Raw genomic sequence first — 20,206 nt, 5'->3', positions numbered from 1 at the left:
CACTATGATAATAAAATCGAGCCCGGCCTACCTAAAAGCAGTTGCTAAGGAAAATGAAGTAATCTGCGGTATGTCAGCAAGCGCCAAACAACAGCTGATATTTTTTAAAATTCTCGGCTTGTTCCAGCACACTTTTATATACCTCGTCATTGGCCACTGGTGGGAAGCCATATCGGTGCAATAATAAAATCAGGTCAACTTTCAGCTTCGCTTTAATATCTTCCCGGTTGCTCCAATCAGGGTATTGAGTACTGTCATCAACAATCAGCTTCATATCTTTAGCAAGCGCCAACATTTTGGCGTCATCGTAGGTGAAATCGTATTTCTGGCACATATGCTGCAAAATATCGAGGAAGGCTTTCTCCTCCATATCAATACCAATATCTTTAAATGACATCATTTCTGTTTTGATGTTGTAAATCATATCTGCCATTTGCTGTGTGAAATCATCGAACTCTTCACCATTGAGCACATCGTTCTCTTTGCGTTGATTATACTGCTCAACTAATGCTTGAAAACGCTTGGAAAAGTTGATCCCTTGGAGTTGGTTGACCTTTTGAAAATCACTAATGGCTTTTTGTAGCATCTTTTGTAGCAGCTGCATTTTTGTGTTTGGCAGCTTGATTTTATTGATGCGCGCCATGTATTCATCATCAAAAATATCAATGGTCTCCGCTTTGTCATCACCCAACGTGAAAATCTCTTCCACACCTTCGGATTTAAGGGCCTCGGCTATCATCTCTCGCACTTTTTGGTTCATTTGCGCTGTATCCGGTGCGTCCCCTTTCGTTAATTTGTAAACGATGGAGCGTACCGCGAGATAAAAATGAATGTGTTCCCGTTCATCTTGAGTAATATCTTCACTGCCCACACAGACATCATAAGCGGCTTTCAACCGCTTCACTAACCCCATAAAACGCAGTTCAACTTTCTTGGTTTGCAGGATAAATTCAGCCGCTCGATTAAGGCAGTCTAGCTGTCGTGTTGGCGAACCTGAAAAGTAATCATCGCTATCAAATTTATGGAATACTTGCGCCAATAAGTTCAAGTGATTACGCACTTCAACGATAGATTGCTGAATATCTTCGAAATTAGACTTATCCGCTTTCGAATACATGGCCAACGCCATATTCATGCGACTTTTAATACCAATATAATCAACCACTAACCCCTTTTCTTTCTCTTCAAAACGGCGATTCACGCGGGAAATGGTTTGAATAAGATTATGCTTTTGTAATGGCTTATCGATGTAAATAGTATCCAGCTCTGGCACGTCAAAACCGGTCAGCCACATATCAACCACAATGGCTATTTTGAAGTTGGATTTCGGGTTCTTAAATTGTTTATCTAACTCTCTGCGGTAATCTTTCGTTCCCAGCAAATTGTACATGGCCTCATGGTCATCTTTTCCACGAGTCATCACCATATTGACCATCGGCAGGCGCATCAATTCGCTTTTCTCTTGCTCAGTGAGTTCAGCACCCTCTATTGCCAGTTTCGCCTCAAACCACTCTGGCCGTTGTAACTTCAGGCTCTGATAAAATGCATAGGCAATATCACGGCTAGCGCAAACCACCATCGCTTTGCCTTTGATAGTCGAGCCTTCTTCAACACGTTTTTCATAATGTTGCGCAAAATCCTTCGCTAGCGCATCAATACGGTCAGGATCCCCTAAAATGGAGTTCATGTTCGCTGTAGCTTTTTTGCTTTCTTCTATCTGATATTCGCTGGTGCCTTGCGCTTCACACTCTTGGTAATAGCGTTCGATTTCTTCTAATTTGCTGTTATCAAGGGCGATTCTAGCTGCACGCCCTTCGTACACAATGCGCACAGTAATTTCATCATTCACCGATTCGGTCATGGTGTAGCTATCGATAGTTTCACCGAATACATCTAAGGTGGCGTCGATAGGCGTTCCCGTAAAACCAACGTAAGTGGCATTCGGCAGTGAATCATGCAGATATTTAGCAAAACCATAGGTCTTTTTAACCGTGCCGTCTTCTTGGTTAATACTGATTTTTTGGTCGAGGTTAATTTGGCTGCGGTGAGCTTCATCAGAGATACAGATAATATTACTGCGCTCAGAAAGCAGTTGAATATCTTCCGTGAATTTATGAATGGTGGTGAGGAATACCCCGCCACTGGCACGCCCTGCTAACTTGTCACGTAGATCTTGTCGACTGGTGACCGGTACAATAATTTCATCGCCAATAAAAGCTTTTGCATTGCAAAATTGTTTTGCCAGTTGTTCATCAAGATCGGTGCGGTCGGTGATTAAAATAATGGTTGGGCTAGCGAAATCGACGCTTTTCATCAATAAGCGCGCTAAAAATTGCATGGTGTAGCTTTTACCACAACCAGTCGCACCAAAGTAGGTGCCCCCTTTACCGCTACCCCCGATGTTTTCACCGCCCGAGTTTATCTGCTTACGCTCTTTTTCGATGTTGTAAAACAGCTTACGAGCCGCATAATACTGCGGATAACGGCAACAAACCTTAACTGGGGTCTTGCTGGTATCAGGAAAGAAAATAAAGTTTTTCAATACATCCAATAAACGAACGGGATGAAATAGCCCTTCGATCAGGGTATATAGGCCATTGATACCTTGTTTTTCCGTTGATTCGTTACCGCTGATTTTGCGCCATGCGTAGTAGAATTCATAAGGGGCAAATAGGTTACCCATTTTGTTATTCACGCCATCACTAAGAATACACAAGGCGTTATAAACAAATAGCTTAGGAATATCGCGGCTATAACGAACGCAAAGCTGTGTCCATGCGTCAAATAGGGTAGCTTCTTCACCTCGCACCGCTGATTTAAATTCAAAGACCACCAGCGGTAAACCATTGACGTATAAAATTGCATCAGGGATGCGCAGTTGGACTCCCCCATCACGGGCTTGCCCTTCGATTTCGAGCTGGTTAACTAACCGATAGCGGTTATTATCTGCCTCCGATACGATATCTTCCCCGGCAAATAATTTAACCAATTGAGCAGGCAATGTTTGGGTATCGATCAGTTCGATATACAGGTCTTTTTGCTTGCGGTCTTCGCGTTTGAGTAAAAAACCATTACTGAGCCAATGGCAAAAAGTTTTATTACTTTGGTAGAGGTCGCTGGCTGGCAAAGATTGTAATTGCAGAACAATCGTGGTGATTTCACTTTCGGTGATGCCATCTGCTTGATATTGGTTAGCAAGGTACTGACGTAAGTCATCCACTATCAACACTTCGCTATTGTCTTTGCGTGGAATTGTGTTGCCGACATAATGAGGATAGCAGGTTTTTCCTGCATTGTTTGCATGTTGTCCTAGCAGTTCAATAATTGCCTGTTCCAATTTGGCTTCGGTGAAGATATGGCTCATGTCAGTGGTTTCTTGTCTGTTTTATAAATTGTTTTTTATCGCGTTTTTTAATTAAGCTAGTTTAATTGATTAGATAACAAAAACCGCTGCACAATAAGAAAAATGTGAAGCGGTCGAATAAATTAGATGAGCGTTTCTTCTGGAATGTCTATTTTGATATCGTCTAAAGACAACTCGCCAGAGATCAGTTTAGGGAGGAGCGTGTCGCGGAGTTTTGTTAATGTGTTGTTCTCTCTCATTCCGACAACTATTTTTCTTAAAAAATCATCACTCTGTTTTTTATAAGCTTCTAATACACTTGAATTAGGTAAAATAATATTGAATTTATCTATATCTTTTTTTCCTAAATGAGCAACTGTTGTTCCAACCTGAGCCATTTCTTCTATAGCTAAAAGAGGAGCAAGAGAATATTTAACAAAAAGATTACTGATGTTAGTACCTTTGGGTTTTGCAAGAAATAATCGTTGATTTAAATAAGCATCATCCCCAGACCAAATAGTCGCTCTAAACTCTGCATCCATTCCAACAATAATATCCCCAGCTATTATTTGTGTTTTCTTTGGATGCAGTTCTACACTAAATACTTGTGGCGTGCCTGTTTTTAAATCTCGAATACGAATAATTGGTTTTCCTTCACCTAAATCATTAAAAAGATTTGACTTAAATGGAGCACCAAAAATGATATCCATACTTTCATAAATTGAAGAATAGTACCAACTCTTTGGCACCCATCCCCCAAGCCCTAACGCAGGCTCTGAACCTTCTTCAAAAGCATCAGGAAATAACTGACGAATATTTTCTGATAACGGCTTAAACTTATCACTTTCACGCGCCGTTTTACGCAATTCAACTCGACGTAATAATTCATCAGAGAAGGCTAAATCCTGCTCAAAAAAACCAGCATCTAACGCGTTATCAATCACAGGGTCAAAATCCACAAACCAGGATTTAAATAGAGTTTGCGCCATTTGCTCGAGAATTTGATTGATTTCACGATTAAGTGTGATTTTGTCGTTAATACAAATAAACTGCTCAGCGATTCGATCTTGAATAGTTCGACTTGGTAGTTCAATCTCTAAATTTCTAACTGCATCTTTTGTGATCGTTTTAGTTACTGAACCATTAGCAAAGCTCTTCACATATGCCTCATTTATCCTCAAATAAAGGTAAACATATATTGGGTTTGCTTTTGCTGCATCAACTCTAAGCAAAAAAAGGTTCATAGCTAATGATACAGGAACTTTCAAGTTGGGCATCAAATAACTAGACCCCGCGTTCGCTATTTTATTCATAATTATATCATTAGGATACACCTTAGACTTTGCAAGAAAACTATAAGCATGTTTGTTAATGTATTTTAAATTATTAGTAAAATCTTCCTGTTCAAAGTTAGTTGTACGAATCATTACAGCAAAATCAGGTTCATCGAGTAATTCAACATTTTCTTTTAGCTTTTTATAAGCCCCATTAGCATGATAGTCAGTTAATAAACTTAACAGTTCACCCAACTTAAATTTACTCCCCATACCCCAGCGCCTCCATATTTTTACGGATAGCTTTATCAAGCTCTGCCGCCTCATCCATCTGGCGATAAAGAGTTTGGGTTAGTTCCTGCATCTTGGTTTCAAACGACACACCGTCATCTTCAACTTCCGCAGCACCGACATAGCGCCCGGGTGTGAGTACAAAATCATTGGCCTTGATATCGTCAAGGGAGGCAACTTTGCAAAAACCGGCTTGGTCTTGATAGTGCTCAATACTGATTTCATTGGCTGCAACACGACGTTTCAGTTCACTTTCGCTACTGCGCCATGCATGGAAGGTATCAGCGATAGTGGCGATATCCTCACCTGTAAGTTCTTTTTGGGTACGGCTGATCATCGTGCCAATATTACGCGCATCGATAAACAAGGTTTCCCCTTGGCGATCACGATAGCCATATTTGGCGCTGGCGTGTTTACTTTTACTGATAAACCACAAACAAACGGGGATTTGCGTGGTAAAAAAGAGCTGACCGGGCAAAGCTATCATGCACTCAATACGGTCATCTTCGATGAGTTTTTGGCGAATTTCGCCCTCACCACTGGTATTCGAGCTCATCGAACCATTGGCTAACACAAAGCCCGCAACCCCGTCTTCACTGAGCTTAGACAACATATGCAAAATCCACGCATAGTTAGCGTTTCCCGTCGGTGGGGTACGGAACCCCGCAAAACGTGGGTCGTTGGTCAGCTCGGCTTCATTACGCCAATCTTTTAAGTTAAACGGCGGGTTCGCCATAATAAAGTCGGCTTTTAAGTCAGGGTGTTGGTCTGCGAAAAAGGTATCCGCTGGGCGTTCCCCTAAATTGCCCGTCAGCCCCCTCACCGCCAAGTTCATTTTCGCCAGTTTATAGGTGGTACTGGTCAGCTCCTGCCCATAAATCGCAATATCTTTGCTTTTCCCTTGGTGGCTTTCCACAAATTTCAACGACTGCACAAACATACCGCCTGAGCCGCAGCACGGGTCATACACTTTACCTTGGTAAGGCTCTAACATTTCAGCAAGTAAGGTTACTACCGATTTTGGGGTATAGAACTCGCCCCCGCCTTTACCTTCGCTCGCAGCAAAGCGCCCTAAAAAATACTCATAAACACGGCCGACGAGATCTTCTTCCCCTACCCCACACTCCGTGGCAAGGGTATCGATGTTTTCAATGCTGTCGATAAGTGAGGCGAGCCTTTTCGGTTCAAGCCCTTGGCGAGAAAAATAGTTATCCGGCAATGCGCCCGTCAGCGATGCGTTGCTTTTTTCAATGGTGGATAATGCAGTATCAATAATCACCGCGATATCATCTTGTTTCGCACGCTCTTGCACATAAGACCAGCGGGACTGTTGCGGCAAAAAGAAAACGTTATCTTGTTGATAGAAAACATCCATATCAACAAAGGCTTCCTGACCATTTTTGATTAATTCGCTACGTTTGGCTTCGAATTTGTCACTAATAAATTTCAGGAACACCAAACTGAGTACCACATGCTTATACTCAGAGGATTCAACGCTACCACGCAGTTGATTAGCGGTATCCCAAAGGGTTTCTTCAAAGCCTTTGGTTGGTTTTTTCGCGGGTGATTTTGCCATGTCGATAGATTCTCTTTTCTTATCAGTTATTATCGGAGAGCACTGAGTTAGTGTTGATTGTTTTTACGCCAGCTGCCGATAATGTATACAAAATAGGTATGAAGAAGATTATCTCATAAAATCAGATGGGTTTGGGCGGCTACCGCTGAAATTCTTTTTGAAACATTCGCTTTAATGTCCAATGTGATCTTACCCATAATTAGCTGATACACAACAAAATTAGAGAATTAGCGTGGTATCGGCAGCAAAATCCAAAATAATAATTTCAAAATAATTAGAGAGAAAAACTTGAAGTTATATTGTTATGTTATAACATAACTTTCACGTATCGGATCTATATTGGGTTTATTAATGAGAACAACAGCATTAGCAACTTTTTTTATTTTATTTCTAGGGAGCCATAATTCGAGTTTTGCCGTTTCTACTGCAAAAGACTCAACAATTACTGTCACAGCAACAGGTATAGAAACGGAACAATTTGAAGCACCTTCCATCGTTAATGTAGTACACAACAATACGGCATTAACTTATACCTCAATGACTGCAGGGGGACTGTTAAAAGGGATCGCGGGGCTCAGTGAAGTTGGCGTAGGTCGTACTAATGGGCAAACATTTAACTTACGGGGTTATAACAAAAATGGGGTTTTAGTTCTGGTTGATGGCGTGAAACAGGACACTGGAATGGATAAGGGAAGTGCGACATTTGTCGACCCATTTTTAATCCAAAAAGTTGAGGTTGTCAGGGGACCTATGTCAAGTTTGTATGGTAGCGGTGGACTTGGGGGAGTCATTGATTATCGTACTGTAAATGCAAAAGATTTTCTGAATGGTAACGAAAAATATGGCTTTCGCGTATTTACCGCAGGGGCAACAGGGGACCATAGCTATGGGACAGGTGTGATGGCATATGGGCGAACAGCACAATTTGATGGCTTGCTTTCGCTGAGTCAACGCCAGCGAGGTAATATTTATCAAGGAGATGGATACTCAGCACCAAATGATGAGGGAAATAATAGTTTGTTTGCCAAAGGTGAATATGCGATTGACGAAAACCAAAGTATAAGCGGCAGCATCAAACACTATAGTAGTAAATCAAAAGAACCCGGAAACCCAACAGTCACTAGCCCCAGTGTTGATAATTCAGAATACTATCACCGCAATATTACTCAGCGTGATATACAAATGAATTATCATTTTAACCCTACTTATTCAGGCTTAATTGATTTGAATACACGGCTTTATTCTTCTGAAGTGGATGTTCATTCAACACCTGCGGGACAAAAAAGTAAACACCGCAATAGCACAAGTTATGGAACAAAAATAACAAATACGAGTGTGATCCAATCGCCATTATTTGGTCAACAAATTATTGTAGGTGGCGAATTTTATCATCAAAAGCACCAACCTTCAGGTACTGAAACCGTCTACCCTGATGGGAAAATCAATTTTTACTCAGGGCTAATCCAAGATGAGATTACATTACGTGATTTACCAATGACTTTTATCATTGGTACTCGTTATGACCATTATCAAAGTAGCAATTCAAAATATGGTGATTTAACTGCTAGCAACTACTCGCCAAAAGCCGCAATTGTATTAAATCCAACCGATTGGCTGATGCAATTTGGTTCCGCATCCTCAGCCTTTCGGGCGCCCACAATGGAAGAAATGTATCGTGATGGATTACATTTTTACTCACGAGGGAAACCTAATTATTGGGTACCAAATCCAAACTTAAAACCTGAAACTAATAATTCACAAGAGATTGGGGTAGGACTGACATTTGATTCTATTTTCTCTGATGGAGATAACATCGAACTGAAAGGCAGCTACTTTAATACCCATGCGAAAAATTATATAGCAACGCATGTCGATAGAAAAAAGGGAATTACCTATGCAAATAATGTCGCGTTAGCAAAAATTTGGGGATGGGATATCCAATCAAGTTATGAACATCGTGATTTCAAATTAGGCCTATCCTATAACCATACTGAAGGAATTGATGCAAATAATCGTGAATGGTTAGGAAATTTAAGTCCTGATACGGTGGTCACTTCTCTAGAAATACCCACATCACTCAGTGGAGTATCCGTCGGTTGGCGAGGCACTTTTGTCGCGCCAGCTCGCCATGTGAAAACAGGCACAGACACTCAAGCAGGCTATGTTTTAAATACATTTTCTGTGGATTATCAACCTCTCGAAAATCTAAAAGGCGTAACAGCTGCGTTAGTTTTAGATAATGCATTAAATAAGCAAGCGAATTCAATTCAAGGTGCTCCTATTGCGGGCCGCTCTGTTAATGTTTTTGTTAGTTACCAATGGTAAATAGGAATACTGAAATGAAATACCAATTAATTACGATTAGTTTATCCACATTGTTGATGACATCTATAGCGTCCGCTCATGATGTTTGGCTCACAGCTAAGCCAATAAGCGACCGTATTATTGCTGAGATTGGCTATGGCCATGATTTCCCGTCGAAAGGACGTTTACCTAATCGACAGGATTACTTTGTATTACCGCAAATAACGACAGAACAAGGAAGTGAACCATTAGAAAGTACAGGAGCAGATTATGTTTATGAATATAAGCAAAATCTAAAGAATGCCGATAATTTCATTATATCAACAAATATGAAACCGATGTTTTGGTCTAGAACTAAGAAGGGGTGGCGGCCATTAAATAAGCAACAAGCAGAACAAGCGAGCTATTGCCAGTTTAGCGTTAAATTCGCTAAAACGATAGTGAGTGACGGTAATATCAAATTAGATAGTTATATCTTTAAACCAATAGGACAAGAATTAGAAATAGTTCCAATTAATAATATTTTTTCTAAAAATGAGCAGGTAGATTTATTTCAGGTTTTTTACCGTGGTAAGCCACTTAGTTATAGTCAAGTTGAAATAGATTCTGCTGAGTATATTAAAAATAGTCATAACCATAGTCATACCGCTAATAACGAATCAAAGCACCCGCCACATACAGCGGAGTATTCAGTGACGAGTAATAATAATGGCATTATTTCCGTTAAACATTTACCTGCCGGTGAATGGATGTTGTTAACTAAGTATAAGCAACCATTTGAAAATAGTGAGCGATGTGATGAAAGTGTGGCGGTAGCAACGTTGTCATTTAAACGTTAATCGCAATCTTTTTACTGCTCTGAAAGCTTTCTCATAGATAAAATTGAATTATAGGTGAGATAGCTTTTTCTCGTGGGGTTCGGGGCAATAGATAGTTAGTCTGATTTCAGTGTTTATGATAAGCCATTATTGCGCTTAACAAACGCAAAAAAATAAGGCGGGAGTTACCTTTCCCGCCTTATGCTATCATTTTACTTATCAGCTTGTTCGATGTATTTCGTTACCAGAACAGTGCATATAGAACACACAAGATAACCATAATTGCGTATGACGCAATATTGAAACCTTTCGACGTTTTAAACGTTTCGGACGTTAGGATAATTGCACCCTCACAGTCATCGTCTTTTGCCGTTGTCAGGCTAATTAAGCCAATCACAACCGCAGTAAAGAAGAAGGTGTACATCATTTGGTCTAGGAATGGCATACCTAACGGCATCAGTTTTAAGAATAATGCAAACGGAATTGAGAGCAGCACACCGATGATCGCCCCTTTCGCATTAGTTTTCTTCCAAAACAAACCTAATAAGAATACGGCTAAGATACCTGGGCTAACTAACCCCGTATATTCCTGAATATATTGGAAAGCTTGTCCAATGTTACCCAGTAATGGGGCGATAAAGCATGCAACGATTAACGCAACGACTGCACTAATCCGCCCGACATTCACTAATTTATGATCCGCGGTTGATGGAGCAATGTATTCTTTGTAGATATCCATGGTGAAAATAGTTGCCACTGAGTTCAACATGGAAGCTAAAGAAGAGACGATAGCCGCAGCTAATGCCGCAAACACGACCCCTTTAGCGCCTACTGGTAAGAACTGAGTTAACCATGGGTAAGCTTTGTCCGCTTGGGCCAGTGTTGGTATATGTTCTTGTGCCATCGTTCCTAATCCCGCCAGTAATGCAGGGTCAGAAACAATCACAAATGCCGCAATACCCGGTACGACAACAAGGATTGGGACAATGAGTTTAAGAAATGCGGCAAAAACCAAGCCTTTTTGCGCTTCATTAATAGACTTAGCGGCTAATGCGCGTTGAATAATATATTGGTTAAAGCCCCAGTAATATAAATTGGCAACCCATAAACCACCAATTAACACTGCAATACCGGGTAAATTACTAAACTGTGGGTTGTCTTGGCTTAAAATCATTTCAAAATGCGCGGGTGCTTCACTTGCCATACGGCTCATACCTGCGAATAACCCCGCATCACCGCCAATATAGCTTACCGCCATTATTGTGGTTAAAAAGCCGCCTAAAATTAAGAAGAAAACTTGTACAACATCCGTCCACGCAACCGCAGACAGCCCGCCATAAAGAGAGTAAATCACTGCAAATAATGCTAAGCCAAAAATAGCATAATGCATTGGGATACCTAGGATTGTTTGTAGTGCTAACGACCCTAAATAAAGAACTGAAGTTAAATTAACAAAGATAAATAATGCCAGCCAGAACACGGCTAAGATCGTTTTTAACGTTTTATTGAAACGTTTTTCAACAAACTCTGGAATAGTAAAAATGCCTTTATCAATAAACACTGGCATAAAGTATTTTGCGACAATAATCAGTGTTAGTGCTGCCATCCATTCATAGGACGCGATAGCCAAACCTATTGAAAAGCCAGAGCCCGACATACCAATAAACTGCTCTGCTGAGATATTTGCCGCAATCAATGAAGAACCAATTGCCCACCAAGGTAATGTTTTTCCTGCTAGAAAATAGTCTTTTGTACCTTTCTTTTGCCCTTTTTTATCTCGAGAAACCCAAAGACCAACACTAATAATGACAAGCACATACAGAATGAATATTCCGTAATCTAATGTGCTTAACCCAACCCCTTCAGTTTGCATAGTCAAATTCCTTCGCCAAGTGATAACAAAGCAAGTGTAAACGTTACCACAAAATATCACCGTTAAATGAATCACATATTTTCACAATATCATCTAAAATATTAACTTAGTAAGCTAAATAGCCGGAATCAATACAAAAAATAACTGAGAAGTAGAGAGAAAGTGGCGAGAACAAACCTGTTTTATAATAAATTCGTGAAGTTCATCAAATACAAATGAAAACGTTTACATTTTTTTTCGTCATTCTATGGACTATAAAATAATTAGGCGTGCAAAGGCCTAACTGAATTACGTTGAACCAATGTCGGAGAATAAATCAAACTTTCACCTGTCGTTTTTTCCCCTCTTGCTAAAGAGAGCGCTAGTTGAGTGGCTTTTTCTGCCATCATTTGGATAGGATAACGAATAGTTGTCAAGCGTGGATGGATATAGCGGGCAATCAACACATCATCAAAACCAATGACTGAGACCTGTTCTGGTGAGTGAATTTCATTTTCATCTAATACCGCGATGGCTCCCGCAGCCATAAAGTCGTTGTAACCCACGACCGCTGTGATTTCGAGTGATTTTATCAGCAAGTTAGTCATCGCTTGCTCCCCGCCTTCTCCATAAGGCGTACCATATTCAATATAACTATCAGACAGTTGAATGCCATTATTTTTTAACGCATCTCGATAACCCTGTAAACGCTGCACGGCATCCTCAATTTGGTGATTTGAAGAAATGTACGCAATTTTAGTATGTCCATGTCGAATGAGATGTTCTGTTGCTAAATAGGCGCCCTTGTAGTTATTTAATGAAATACAACGGGTTGCAATTTCATCAATATGGCGGTTTATTAGTACCATACTTGGGACTTCTTTCGCATATTGCAGCAGTTCTGCATCATCAAGGGCTTTCGAGTGGATCACCAAGGCATCACAGCGGTTGTTGATCAATAGCTCAATAGATTGGCGCTCTTCCTTGGCATTATGGTAACCATTACAAATCAGAATATGTTTACCGTTTTTATGCGCTACGCCATCAACGGCTTTGACCATAACGCCAAAAAAAGGGTCGGAAACATCGTTAACTAACACCCCAATGGTATTTGAACTTTGGTTCACAAGAGCACGAGCAGCGGCATTGGGGCGATAACCCAGCTTATTCATTGCACTCTTTACTGAGACAATAGAAGCTTGACTCGCCTTCGGTGATTGGTTAATCACTCGAGAAACAGTTGCAACCGAAACACCTGCTTCTTTTGCCACATCTTTGATTGTCGCCATCGTATACCTCTACAATTAGGATGGCTTATTAAACAATGCGCTAGAATTAAAAACAATGGCATAACGCATATTAAAATTATTTAAATTAAAATAATCGGTTTATGGTGCAAAAAAGAAAACACCGCTTAAATGCGGTGTTAATGATATATAGATTTAGAAAATAAATTGATAACAGGTTTCACTGCAATAAATTTGATTAGGCTGTGAAATTGGGCTGTATCGCTCTCCCCATTCGGGGTGATTAACGGCATCGGGTGGAAACTGCGTTTCAAATGCCACACCGGAAAAAGGCGTATACAATTTGGTTTTACCTGCCACTGAAACTAAATAATTCCCTGTATAAAGCTGCATGGTGGGCATCGTTGTAAAAATATTCATCTTTACGTCTCCCTCAGGAGCGCTCAACGATGCCACTGATTTGCGCCCATCGATACAGGCTGAATCAAGCACAAAAGTGTGGTCATAGCCCCCAGCCGCAACTTGGTCACTATCTTGTAGAAAATCACGACCAATGAGTTTGCTTTGGCGAAAATCAAAATAACTCCCCGTAACATCACGCCAATCTCCACTCGGGATCCCTGCTTTATCTGTAGGTAAATAATAATCGCCGTGTATAGTAAGAGCGTGATCTAACACCGTTTTTTCGCTACCTTCCCCCGCCAAATTAAAGTAAGTGTGGTTGGTTAAGTTTACAGGACAGGCCTTCGTGGTTTGGTGTTTATAACGGATAATCACTTGATTTTCATCCGTTAATTCATAACTCACCTCAACCTTTAATTCCCCGGGGAAACCTTGGTCACCATCCGGTGAGGTGAGTGAAAAAATAACCTGTTGAGCACTCAGTTGCGAAACCGCCCAAATCCGATAACTAAAATTATCTTTCCCACCATGTAAGCAATGCGCTCCTTGATTGGCTGATACTGAATAATTTTCACCGTGAATGGAAAAACGTGCATTTGCGATACGGTTAGCCACACGCCCTACTGTTGCGCCCAAGTACACGTCCTGCTCTGTGTGTTTATCCACATTCGGTGAGCCTAAAACGACATCCCGTTTTCCACTCGCTAGCGGCAAAATGCAACTCATCCAACTTGCCCCTAGACTTGTCAGGGTAATTTCCATTCCATTTTTATTGGTCAACGCGATGACTTTGGGCGTACCTAATGTCGGGTCTTTCTCTTGAGTAAACGGCATTTTATCTCAACTTTTTCAATATATTAGTTTAGTTTTAACGCACCACACTCGCGCCTGAGCTTGGTTGGCAAACATAAATATCGGCTTGCAAACCTGTCGCTTTCTGATATTGCGCTTCTACTGCGTCAATCACAGGCTGCACACATTGTTGCTGCATTAATGCCACCACACAACCACCAAAGCCTCCGCCAGTCATTCGCACCCCGCCTTGAGCACCTAAAACGGACTTAACGATATCCACTAGAGTATCAATTTCTTGAACTGTAATTTCAAAATCATCACGCATAGAAATATGTGATTGCGCCATTAGCTCGCTTAGCTGCAATAAGTCATTCTGTGTCAATGCTTTTGCTGCCGCCAAAGTACGTTCATTTTCACTGATCACGTGTTTAGCTCGCTTGGCAACGATAGGGGATAATTGATGTTGCTTCTGCAAAAACTCATCAAAAGTGACATCGCGTAACGCTTTCACCCCAAACAAATTAGCGGCTTCTTCGCATTGTTGGCGACGCGTATTGTATTCACTTCCAACCAAGCCGCGTTGTTTATTTGAATTAATTATCATCACAACTAAGTCATCAGGTATGGAAATAGGAAATAGTGCCAAACTGCGGCAATCAATCAATAGAGCATGGCCTTCATCACCACACGCTGAAATAAGTTGGTCCATAATGCCGCAGTTACAACCGACAAATTGGTTCTCAGCTTGTTGGCCATTAAGTGCGATATCTTGTTGACTAATATCTAATTGATACAATGCTTTCAGTGTTTGCCCAATCACGACTTCGAGTGAGGCAGAAGAACTTAAACCAGCCCCTTGCGGTACATTTCCACTCACAGCAATATCGCAACCGTTAAATGAAAACCCGCGTTGTAACAGAAACTTCACAACACCGCGAATATAGTTTGCCCACATTTTTTCAGGCAAAAATGCAATTTCGCTATCCAAACTGAATTCATCGCACTCATTATGGTAGTCAGCTGCAACGACTCGGATTATACGATCATCACGTTTTGACGCTGCGGTCATCGTTTGGTAGTCAATGGCACAAGGTAAAACAAAACCATCATTGTAGTCCGTATGTTCACCGATAATATTCACGCGCCCTGGGGCTTGAACATAAACTTCAGGTTGATAGCCAAAGGTTTTTTCAAACGACGTGGCAACAATTTGCTTTAACGTTTCCATTTTTAATTATCCTTAATGCATAATTTGCTTAACCCAGCAAACAGCTAAGTTAATTGTAATTTGATAAATTATTTAGCGGTTTAGCTTTGCTTATAATGGCAGTCACTCACATCACGCAAACGTTGTGCGGCTTGTTCTGGTGTGAGGTCTCGCTGGGTTTCCGCTAACATTTCATACCCCACCATGAATTTTTTTACTGTCGCTGAGCGCAATAATGGTGGATAAAACAAGGCATGTAATTGCCAATGTTCAATGCCTTGGCTTTCATTCATAAAAGGCGCAAAGTGCCATCCCATTGAATATGGGAAAGAACAGTGAAATAGATTATCGTAACGGCTTGTGAGTTTTTTTAGCGCAACAGCAAGGTCTGCGCGAATGGCTTCACTCATTTCATCCATACGGCGAATGTGTCGTTTCGGTAATAGCATGGTTTCAAATGGCCAAGCCGCCCAATAAGGGACAAGTGCAATCCACTCTTCAGTTTCGACAACAATACGTGAGCCATCTTGTTGTTCAGCTTTAATGTAATCAATCAATAAATTACGGCCATGGCGTTGGTAATATTGCGCAAGAAAATGGTCCTTGCGTGCAATTTCATTTGGTAAAAAATCACTCGCCCAAATTTGTCCATGAGGATGAGGTTGAGAGCACCCCATTATTTCCCCTTTATTTTCAAAAACCTGAACCCAAGCATAATGCTCACTTAACTCAGCGATTTGTTGCTGCCATGTCTCGACAACGCCTTCAATTTCAGATACAGACAGCTCTGGCAGCGTTTTACTGTGGTCAGGTGAAAAACAGATCACCCGGCTAACGCCACTCACCGATTGTGATTGAAACAATTCAGATTGATTATCAGGTTGGGCGCAGGGTTGTGCTAATAATGCACCATGGTCATTTTGGAAGACATAAGTCCCTTGGTAGTTAGGATTCACTTCCCCGGAAACCCGTGTATTACCTGGGCAAAGGAAGCAATGCTCATCATATTGAGGTAAATCCTCTATTGATGGCTTTTCATCTTTACCACTCCACGGCCGTTTTGCTCGATGAGGAGACACCAACACCCACTGCCCCGTTAATGGGTTATAGCGACGATGAGGGCAATCCGAAGGGTTAAATGGCATTGTATTCATATTATTTATCTCCTAAACCTCATAACCATTGGGATTTTTTGATTGCCAACGCCAGCTGTCAGCCGCCATATCCTCTAAGGTTCGCTCCGCTTGCCATCCGAGTTCGCGGTACGCTTTTTCCGGTGTGGACCAGTATTCTGCGATATCCCCAGCACGACGGGGTTCAATCACATAAGGGATGGTTTTTCCAACTGCTTTTTCAAATGCATGTAACATTTGCAAAACACTGGTGCCGTTACCCGTGCCTAGATTGTAGCAATGTAATCCAGCTTGATTTCCAACCCCTTGCAGGGCGGCAACATGGCCATCTGCTAAATCCATGACATGAATGTAATCACGAACCCCCGTTCCATCTACCGTAGGGTAATCGTTTCCATAAATCACCAGTTTTTCTCTTTTTCCCACCGCAACTTGGGTAATATAAGGCGTTAAGTTATTTGGGATCCCTTGCGGGTCTTCTCCCATCAAACCCGATGGATGGGCACCAACAGGGTTAAAGTAGCGTAATAATGTTAATGACCATGACGGGTCTGAGTGAAATACATCAGATAAACAACGCTCAACCATGTATTTACTCGTGCCGTAAGGGCTTTGTGTATTACCCGTTGGAAACGTTTCAGTGATAGGTAAACAACTGGGTTCGCCATATACCGTGGCTGACGAACTAAAAATCAAACTTTTCACGTTCGCTTTTTGCATACAGCGCATTAATACCAATGTTCCATTAAAATTAACATCATAGTATTTAAGGGGGTTTTCTACTGATTCTCCAACCGCTTTTAGCCCTGCAAAATGAATAACTGAATGAAATTGATGAGAAGAAAAAACAGATGCTAGTTGTTGCTCGTTGCGGACATCACATTGATAAAACACCGGACGTACACCGGTTAATGCCTCAATACGATTAAGCACTTCTCGCTTTGCATTACACAAATTATCAATAATAACTGGCGATAGCCCAGCCTTTATTAATTGAACACAAGTATGACTACCGATATATCCAAGCCCGCCTGTAACGAGTATTTCAACCTGTTGCATCTCTTTCCCCCCAATACAGCCTAAATTACATTCTGTCTTCCAACGTGTCATTGCTACGGAGTATAACAACGAGTTGGGATAAGATTCTGTGATCAATCTCGACTTAGTGTAAACGTTTACACAAAATTATAAAATAGCCTATTTCTCACATAAAATGAACCGCATCAGGAAAAGATCATTCAAGCTAAACAAATTCTCCTGTTCTCACCAATAACTTATTTATCTATTTGCGTCTTTTCCATTGTTTCGCTAACAGGAACAGCTAAAAACCAAAAAAAATAGATTAATTTCAAATAATTACAGCAAAACCAAGAAAAAAAGATAAATAATAAGAACTGTTTTAGTGACCAACTTAACACGGATGCAACAAATCATTTACTTTGCATATTGTTTCATCTAAATATGTTTGTATTACAAAGCGGCACACTGTTCCTGCATCAGGAACAAAAATATAACAATAGTGCTAAGTCAATTGATTACAAACAGGGGAAGCTATGAATAACCGACTACAATCTGCTGGATTCGTATTAACCTTGTTAGATTGCTTTTCAATCAACAAGCCCATATGGGGAGTGCGTGAGTTAGCTCGTCATCTTGATAAGAGCCCTTCCGTCATACAGCGGGGTTTTAATATTTTAGAAGAGCAAGGTTTCTTACAAAAAAATAAGAATAAAGAATATTTATTAGGCTTGCGGTGTATTGAAATCGGTCATTTAGCCAATAACACACGCCATTTTTCACAATTAGCGAGTGACTACCTACGCCCTCTCGCTGATAAAACACATGAAACCATATTTATTTATCGCCGTTACAATGATATCGCTATTTGTAATTTCATTTTAGAAAGTGACCATCTTATCCGCTTTACATCTAAAGAAGGAGAAGCGTTGAGCTTACATGAAGCCCCATTTACACAAATAATTTTAAGCTCAATGGATATTTCTTATATCGATGAATATATTTCTAAACATAATTTGCAAAATAACACCTTATTAAGAAAGCAATTAAGTCTCTATGCTGAAGAAGGATATGCATATTCAAAAGAAGCTTATTTAGCAGGAACACAAGGGTTATCCGTTCCTATATTTTCTTTTGAAAAAGGAGTATTAGGCTCGTTATGCATTGCAGCATCAAGCCAAAGTAAAAATTTAACCGAGTATTACCCATTATTAAAATCCACAGCCAGTAAATTATCTGCCATATTTTAAACCTATGGTGAAATTAATAAAATAAAAAGCAGTTATTAATTATTAAAATAAAATAGGTAACTCTATGAATATATCTCATGATAAAAATGATACTGAGGTACGTGTATCTATTTTTTCCCCAGCACTACTCATCGCAATAATTATATTATTTTTTGTTGGTGCTATTATTGGCATTCAGATTATTGTCACACTAGGTATCTCCGCAAACACATCAATTATCGGAGCTGTTCTCGCCATTTTATTATCTCGTGTCCCGCTTTCTATTTTCGCATCATTTAAATTTATAGATGCACAAAATTTAATTCAAACCAGCATCTCTGCAGCAACCTTTGCTGCAGCAAATGGGTTAATGGTTGCCATCGGTGTACCTTGGGTGTTGGGTATGCCTGAATTAATTTATCCGATGATGGCTGGGGCTTTCGTTGCGATTATCATTGATGGCACGATTTTATATGGTTTGTTTAATACCCGCGCCTATCCTGCCAGCGCTTCTTGGCCTGCTGGTGTTGCCACCGCAGAAACTTTATGGGCAGGAAATAAAGGTGGAAAGCGTCTTGGCGCATTGCTGACAGGCTTTGCTGCTGGAGCCATCGGTGCAGGTTTTGGTATCCCAATGGCATCCGCAGGGATCGCGTTGATTGGCAGTATTTTCGCGTTATTCATGTTTGCTGTTGGACTACTTATTCGTGGTTTTTCTGAGTCAGGGCTAATTACTTATAATTTATATGAAAACTATGTCCCACATGGTGTGATGATTGGTGCAGGTATCGTCGCCTTAATCCAAATCGGAGCCATTGTATTTCGCAACAAGAAAGATAGTCAGCAACAAAACGAGGAGAGTGATGAATTACGCCAAAGTAGCAAACGTATCAAGTCAACCTTAATCAAAGGGGCAATTTTCTACTTTTTAACCGCGTTAGCACTCACATTTATTAGCCAAATATTTGCCACTATGACATTGCCGCAACTTATTGGGTTCCTCATTTTTGCGACCTTAGCCGCTTTAATCCAAGAGATGATTGTGGGTATGGCTGCAATGCATTCTGGCTGGTTTCCTGCAACTGCAGCAGCTCTTATCTCATTGATGATTGGCATTTTACTGGGGTTCCCTCCTGAAGCATTAGCTGTTTTAGTCGGTTTTTGTGCCGCGACAGGCCCTGCTTTTGCCGATATGGGTTTTGACCTAAAAACGGGGTTTATGATCCGCGGTTATGGTAAAAACCAATCTGCAGAACATTATGGAAGAAAACAACAATATTTTGCCGCTATTATCGGTTTTTTCTGCGCCTTGGTGGTGGTTGCGCTTACCTACGATTTTTATTTCGAACAAGACAAAATCGTTCCTGCATCAAGGCTTTATGCTGCTACTATCCAAGCAGGAAGCTCCTCAAATGTGGCGATGATGTTGCTATTGTGGGCCATACCGGGAGCCATCATTCAGTTGATTGGCGGTGCTAAAAATCAGATTGGCGTACTCTTCTCAACTGGCTTAATGATTAACTATCCTATTGCAGGTTGGACTGTTCTTACCGCACTCGCAGTTCGAATTATCATTGAGCGTTTCTTCAATATCAGTTCCGATAAAATTTCAACTTTCGCTGGTGGGCTTATTGCCGGCGATGCTCTTTACTCCACGGCTAAAGCTTTCCTGCCAACCCTCAAAGCGAAGCTACTTTCCTTCTGGGCTAAATAATTTT

General features: G+C 40.8%; 13 protein-coding genes. 4 read left to right on the top strand and 9 right to left on the bottom strand.

Features of this window, described 5'->3' with window-relative positions; all coding sequences use genetic code 11:
- Positions 1 to 73: 73 nt before the first annotated feature.
- From PSF67_RS17640 to PSF67_RS17630, 3 genes are all read right to left on the bottom strand, one after another.
- Positions 74 to 3,364, bottom strand: coding sequence for a type I restriction endonuclease subunit R (locus PSF67_RS17640; RefSeq protein WP_272677352.1), 3,291 nt, complete (start codon positions 3,362 to 3,364; stop codon positions 74 to 76).
- A gap of 122 nt (positions 3,365 to 3,486) precedes the next feature.
- On the bottom strand, positions 3,487 to 4,890 hold the full coding sequence (locus PSF67_RS17635; protein WP_272677351.1) for a restriction endonuclease subunit S: 1,404 nt from the start codon (positions 4,888 to 4,890) through the stop codon (positions 3,487 to 3,489).
- Positions 4,880 to 6,484: a class I SAM-dependent DNA methyltransferase gene (locus PSF67_RS17630; RefSeq protein ID WP_272677348.1), complete on the bottom strand. Its 1,605-nt coding sequence runs from the start codon at positions 6,482 to 6,484 to the stop codon at positions 4,880 to 4,882. Before PSF67_RS17630 ends, PSF67_RS17635 begins: the two co-directional genes overlap by 11 nt.
- A gap of 351 nt (positions 6,485 to 6,835) precedes the next feature.
- Between PSF67_RS17630 and PSF67_RS17625 the strand changes: the two genes are divergently transcribed.
- On the top strand, positions 6,836 to 8,809 hold the full coding sequence (locus tag PSF67_RS17625) for a TonB-dependent receptor domain-containing protein (protein WP_272677347.1): 1,974 nt from the start codon (positions 6,836 to 6,838) through the stop codon (positions 8,807 to 8,809).
- 14 nt (positions 8,810 to 8,823) lie between these two features.
- Positions 8,824 to 9,627 (top strand): DUF4198 domain-containing protein, encoded by an 804-nt coding sequence (locus PSF67_RS17620; protein WP_272677344.1) that lies wholly within the window; start codon positions 8,824 to 8,826, stop codon positions 9,625 to 9,627.
- Positions 9,628 to 9,847: 220 nt separating this feature from the next.
- On the opposite strand, the gene PSF67_RS17615 is transcribed toward PSF67_RS17620, so the two are convergent.
- The 6 genes from PSF67_RS17615 to galE form a co-directional block, all read right to left on the bottom strand.
- On the bottom strand, positions 9,848 to 11,479 hold the full coding sequence (locus PSF67_RS17615) for a sodium/sugar symporter (RefSeq protein ID WP_102137475.1): 1,632 nt from the start codon (positions 11,477 to 11,479) through the stop codon (positions 9,848 to 9,850).
- 263 nt (positions 11,480 to 11,742) lie between these two features.
- Positions 11,743 to 12,747, bottom strand: a complete 1,005-nt coding sequence (locus PSF67_RS17610) for a substrate-binding domain-containing protein (protein ID WP_166267918.1) — start codon at positions 12,745 to 12,747, stop codon at positions 11,743 to 11,745.
- Positions 12,748 to 12,900: 153 nt separating this feature from the next.
- On the bottom strand, positions 12,901 to 13,941 hold the full coding sequence (gene galM, locus PSF67_RS17605) for a galactose-1-epimerase (protein ID WP_210844672.1): 1,041 nt from the start codon (positions 13,939 to 13,941) through the stop codon (positions 12,901 to 12,903).
- A gap of 34 nt (positions 13,942 to 13,975) precedes the next feature.
- Positions 13,976 to 15,130, bottom strand: coding sequence for a galactokinase (galK, locus tag PSF67_RS17600; RefSeq protein ID WP_272531155.1), 1,155 nt, complete (start codon positions 15,128 to 15,130; stop codon positions 13,976 to 13,978).
- Between the two features lie 80 nt (positions 15,131 to 15,210).
- Entirely contained in the window at positions 15,211 to 16,263 is a 1,053-nt protein-coding gene (locus PSF67_RS17595; RefSeq protein WP_272531156.1) for a UDP-glucose--hexose-1-phosphate uridylyltransferase, read from the bottom strand.
- Positions 16,264 to 16,275: 12 nt separating this feature from the next.
- Positions 16,276 to 17,301 (bottom strand): UDP-glucose 4-epimerase GalE, encoded by a 1,026-nt coding sequence (galE, locus tag PSF67_RS17590; RefSeq protein ID WP_272531157.1) that lies wholly within the window; start codon positions 17,299 to 17,301, stop codon positions 16,276 to 16,278.
- Positions 17,302 to 17,795: 494 nt separating this feature from the next.
- Between galE and PSF67_RS17585 the strand changes: the two genes are divergently transcribed.
- Both PSF67_RS17585 and PSF67_RS17580 read left to right on the top strand, forming a co-directional pair.
- Complete coding sequence (locus PSF67_RS17585; protein ID WP_102137469.1) at positions 17,796 to 18,509, top strand: IclR family transcriptional regulator; 714 nt, start codon at positions 17,796 to 17,798, stop codon at positions 18,507 to 18,509.
- A gap of 64 nt (positions 18,510 to 18,573) precedes the next feature.
- Positions 18,574 to 20,202, top strand: a complete 1,629-nt coding sequence (locus PSF67_RS17580; protein ID WP_272677340.1) for an OPT/YSL family transporter — start codon at positions 18,574 to 18,576, stop codon at positions 20,200 to 20,202.
- Positions 20,203 to 20,206: the final 4 nt, after the last annotated feature.

This window comes from Providencia sp. PROV076, from assembly GCF_028483405.1.
Taxonomy (GTDB): domain Bacteria; phylum Pseudomonadota; class Gammaproteobacteria; order Enterobacterales; family Enterobacteriaceae; genus Providencia; species Providencia huaxiensis.
Note: the sequence above shows the minus strand (reverse complement) of the source record. Positions and strands in the feature narration are given on the sequence as shown.